The following is a 4,017-nucleotide window of genomic DNA, read 5'->3' on the forward strand; positions in this document are numbered from 1 at the left end:
CAATGGCTTGGAACTAAAAAAGATTTAGTGTGCCGACTTAGCTCAGTAGGTAGAGCAACTGACTTGTAATCAGTAGGTCACCAGTTCGACTCCGGTAGTCGGCACCATTTCTTAGCAAGCGTTGTGTAAACAACATTGCAAAAGTAARAGCCTAACCGCTTTCACTTTTGCCTCGATAGCTCAGTCGGTAGAGCAGAGGATTGAAAATCCTCGTGTCGGTGGTTCGATTCCGCCTCGAGGCACCATATAATTCCCCTTTAGTTCAGTTGGTAGAACGGCGGACTGTTAATCCGTATGTCGCAAGTTCAAGTCTTGCAAGGGGAGCCAAATCAGTGTTAGACCTTCGGGTTTAAGACGAAAAAGATTCGTGTGCCGACTTAGCTCAGTAGGTAGAGCAACTGACTTGTAATCAGTAGGTCACCAGTTCGACTCCGGTAGTCGGCACCATTCTTTAGCAAGTACTGCGTAAGCAGTGTTGCAAGAGTTAACACTTCGGTGTGACTTTTGCCTCGATAGCTCAGTCGGTAGAGCAGAGGATTGAAAATCCTCGTGTCGGTGGTTCGATTCCGCCTCGAGGCACCATTATTCATCCGATATGATTTATCGTATTAGATAAAGAATAATTCCCCCTTAGTTCAGTTGGTAGAACGGCGGACTGTTAATCCGTATGTCGCAAGTTCAAGTCTTGCAGGGGGAGCCAAATAAGAAAGCCTTGTCTTCGGACAAGGCTTTTTTTATGCCTAAGAGTTACCAAGCAAAGAATATTTTCCACCCGATGAGTAACTTCGAACTCCCCCCTTCCCTGCAACCTTAGTATCCCCTAAAGGCACCCCCCCTGAAAAACCTTATACCTACAACGAATGGTTCTATCATGATTTGCCTCTAACCTATTGCTCAAACCGTCATTTTTAACCGTTTTGTTTTACAAAATAAAAGCAAAAGATTATAAGTACCAACCTACTTAATAAACTCCGAAAAATAACAACTATGAAACTGAAGCATCAGGCCTACGCCTTATCGGCGATTATTTTCCTCGCGCTTGTCAGTATTAGCGCCACAGGGTTATGGTCTCTTCGTATTGCCAGTGACTTTGATAACAAAGCAAGGGTGACAGAAGTCTTCAACAGCGCCTATAGCATTCTGACTGAAGTCGAAAAGATGGCCGTTGATGGCACGCTCGAAAAAAGTGACGCACAAGCGATGGCCGCTCGTTTACTACGTAACAACCTCTATAAAGACAATGAATATGTCTATGTTGTTGATGCTGACATGACATTTGTAGCAGCACCATTAGACCCGCAACTACACGATACTAGCTTCAACGATTTTAAAGATGCTGACGGTAATAGTATTGGCCAGTTGATCCAGCGAGTACTGGGCAACAGCCGCAATCAGCTGGTTGAGTACACTTGGTACCAACAACTCCCTGACGGTAGCATTGAAAAGAAATTGTCTATCGCGAAAAAAACCCCTGTTTGGGGCTGGGTAGTAGGAACAGGAGTTGGTTATCAGGAAGTGAATGCGCGTTTTTGGTCAACGGCACAGTGGCAACTTATTCTTTGTTTCATTATCGCTGCCGCAATATTGACGGTGCTCATCTTCGCAATTAAGCGCATGCTAGCCTTGCTCGGCGGCGAACCTAGCGATGTCCGCAATGCTGTTCAGGCCATTGCAGATGGCCAGATCCATACTCAGTTCTCCACACAAGCCCCCCGTGATAGCCTCTACTTTGCTGTTCAGCAGATGAGTTATTCGCTGGCGCAACAAGTACAAAATTTAGAACAATCGATGCACGCCTTGCACCATGAACTTGATGAAACCCGTCACCGTTCTGGTCAAATTGCAACGCTAAGTGACACCCAGCAACAATCAACCGAAATGATTGCGACAGCAATGACCGAGATGGCTTCATCGACAGCCAATGTTGCCGATGCTGCAAACGACAGTGCCGCTAGTACTAAAGATGCCGATCAACAGAGCCAGCGTACTCAGCTGCTTATTACGACAACCGTCGATCAAATCGCAGGGTTGGCTCAAGAGCTCAATACAGCCAGCCAAGCGGTATCTGATTTAGATACCGATGTACACAGTATTGCCAAAGTACTGGAAGTTATCGGTGATATTGCAGAGCAAACTAACCTACTCGCCCTAAATGCAGCGATTGAAGCCGCTCGGGCTGGTGAACAAGGCCGAGGCTTTGCTGTTGTCGCTGATGAAGTTCGCAACCTAGCAGGTCGTACCCAAAACAGTACCAAAGAAATTCAGCAAATGATCGCAAACCTTCAGCAAGCATCGAAGAATGCCATCCAAACAATGGGGGTTTGTGCAACGACCAGCCAGACAACCGTTGAGCAATCTGAAGAAGCATCAGTCGCGCTTGGCCATATTGTGACATCGTTAGAATCAATTACTCAGATGAGCCACCATATTGCCAGTGCCGCCGCAGAACAAACTCATGTCAGCAATGACATCTCCGAGCGTATCAACTTAATTGATGACAGCGGACGACAGCTCAGCAACGTGGTTAGCCAAAGCCACCAGAGCACTGAGAACCTGTCAAAATTAGCTGAGGAGCTAAAAGGCTGGGTGAATAAATTTACCATCCACCGCTAAGGGGTCTCATGTCTCATGCCCCAATCTCTTAATAGGCACAGTCGTTAATCACCATCAAAGACCACCGCCATACCAGGTGGTCTTTTTTAAGCTAAATTTAGTGTTAACGACACACTATTAGCTCAGGGATGATAAATGATCGCTTTGTATGGTTATCCGCGCACTCGCTCGTTACGCGTATCGTGGTTGTTAGAAGAGCTGGGTATTGAATGGCAATATCACCTGGTAGATTTCTCCCGCGGAGAACACCGCTCACCGCAATATCTCGCCTTAAATTCTCATGGAAAAGTCCCTTGCCTAATTGATGGCTCAGCCGTTATGACAGAATCATCTGCGATCTGTCTGTACATCGCTGAGAAATATGGTCAACACTGGTTACCCGAATCAGGCTGCCAAAATTCCGCTAAGCACCATGAATGGATTAGCTTCATCACATCAGAATTGGAACAACCCTTGTGGACGATGGGAAAACACCGTTTCGCCCTTCCAGAATCGATTCGCCTGCCCGAAATGCTGCCCGTCGCGGCTTGGGAGTTAAAAAAAGCATTGCAAACAGCTGCTGCCAGAATGAAAGGTGATGAATATTTACTTGGTCACTTCCCAACCGTTGCCGATATTTTATTAACCCACACATTGAACTGGGCGATAAAATTTGAGCAAAAACTCCCTCCCTCTTTAGAAAAATACCGCCAATTCGTCAGTCGACGCCCAGCTTTATCTCGCGCCCTTGCCCTCGAACAACAAGCACTCATTGATAACTAGATTGAATTGCCAGTTGCTTTTAGCACCTAAAAAGACCAAAAACCGAACAAACAGACCAAAAAAGACAAGGTTGAATCTTTTTTATCAAAAAACCATTGACGAAAAGCAGGAAAACCTTTTTAATGCGCTCCGTTGCCTCGATAGCTCAGTCGGTAGAGCAGAGGATTGAAAATCCTCGTGTCGGTGGTTCGATTCCGCCTCGAGGCACCATTTCTTCTTTTGATGAACATGGTGCAAGCAACAATAAGCAATTCCCCCTTAGTTCAGTTGGTAGAACGGCGGACTGTTAATCCGTATGTCGCAAGTTCAAGTCTTGCAGGGGGAGCCAAATTCAGTTTTGAGCCAATGGCTTRGAACTAAAAAAGATTTAGTGTGCCGACTTAGCTCAGTAGGTAGAGCAACTGACTTGTAATCAGTAGGTCACCAGTTCGACTCCGGTAGTCGGCACCATTTCTTAGCAAGCGTTGTGTAAACAACATTGCAAAAGTAARAGCCTAACCGCTTTCACTTTTGCCTCGATAGCTCAGTCGGTAGAGCAGAGGATTGAAAATCCTCGTGTCGGTGGTTCGATTCCGCCTCGAGGCACCATATAATTCCCCTTTAGTTCAGTTGGTAGAACGGCGGACTGTTAATCCGTATGTC

2 protein-coding genes and 10 tRNA genes are annotated in these 4,017 nt (G+C 46.1%); all 12 read left to right on the forward strand.

Translation table 11 applies throughout. From position 1 onward, the window contains the following. Positions 1 to 31: 31 nt before the first annotated feature. The 12 genes from L4D09_RS28475 (at position 32) to L4D09_RS28530 (ending at position 3,963) form a co-directional block, all read left to right on the forward strand. Positions 32 to 107, forward strand: a tRNA-Thr gene (locus tag L4D09_RS28475). 62 nt (positions 108 to 169) lie between these two features. Further along, positions 170 to 245, forward strand: a tRNA-Phe gene (locus tag L4D09_RS28480). Between the two features lie 6 nt (positions 246 to 251). Next, positions 252 to 327 (forward strand) — tRNA-Asn (locus L4D09_RS28485). A gap of 44 nt (positions 328 to 371) precedes the next feature. Further along, positions 372 to 447: transfer RNA gene (locus tag L4D09_RS28490), tRNA-Thr, on the forward strand. 59 nt (positions 448 to 506) lie between these two features. Beyond that, positions 507 to 582: transfer RNA gene (locus tag L4D09_RS28495), tRNA-Phe, on the forward strand. Positions 583 to 624: 42 nt separating this feature from the next. Further along, a tRNA-Asn gene (locus tag L4D09_RS28500) sits at positions 625 to 700 on the forward strand. 287 nt (positions 701 to 987) lie between these two features. Next, the gene (locus L4D09_RS28505; protein WP_428460908.1) at positions 988 to 2,613 is read left to right on the forward strand and encodes a methyl-accepting chemotaxis protein; all 1,626 of its coding nucleotides are present in this window, start codon (positions 988 to 990) and stop codon (positions 2,611 to 2,613) included. A gap of 135 nt (positions 2,614 to 2,748) precedes the next feature. After that, positions 2,749 to 3,375 (forward strand): glutathione S-transferase family protein, encoded by a 627-nt coding sequence (locus tag L4D09_RS28510; protein WP_428460909.1) that lies wholly within the window; start codon positions 2,749 to 2,751, stop codon positions 3,373 to 3,375. Positions 3,376 to 3,509: 134 nt separating this feature from the next. Continuing rightward, positions 3,510 to 3,585, forward strand: a tRNA-Phe gene (locus tag L4D09_RS28515). Positions 3,586 to 3,627: 42 nt separating this feature from the next. After that, positions 3,628 to 3,703 (forward strand) — tRNA-Asn (locus L4D09_RS28520). A gap of 46 nt (positions 3,704 to 3,749) precedes the next feature. Further along, positions 3,750 to 3,825: transfer RNA gene (locus tag L4D09_RS28525), tRNA-Thr, on the forward strand. 62 nt (positions 3,826 to 3,887) lie between these two features. Further along, positions 3,888 to 3,963 (forward strand) — tRNA-Phe (locus L4D09_RS28530). Positions 3,964 to 4,017: the final 54 nt, after the last annotated feature.

Source organism: Photobacterium makurazakiensis (genome assembly GCF_050336715.1).
Taxonomy (GTDB): Bacteria; Pseudomonadota; Gammaproteobacteria; order Enterobacterales; family Vibrionaceae; genus Photobacterium; species Photobacterium makurazakiensis.

Coding starts and splice junctions, on each gene's coding strand:
- L4D09_RS28510 (WP_428460909.1), top strand. CDS start 2,749: ATGATCGCTTTGTATGGTTATCCGCGCACTCGCTCGTTACGCGTATCG.
- L4D09_RS28505 (WP_428460908.1), top strand. CDS start 988: ATGAAACTGAAGCATCAGGCCTACGCCTTATCGGCGATTATTTTCCTC.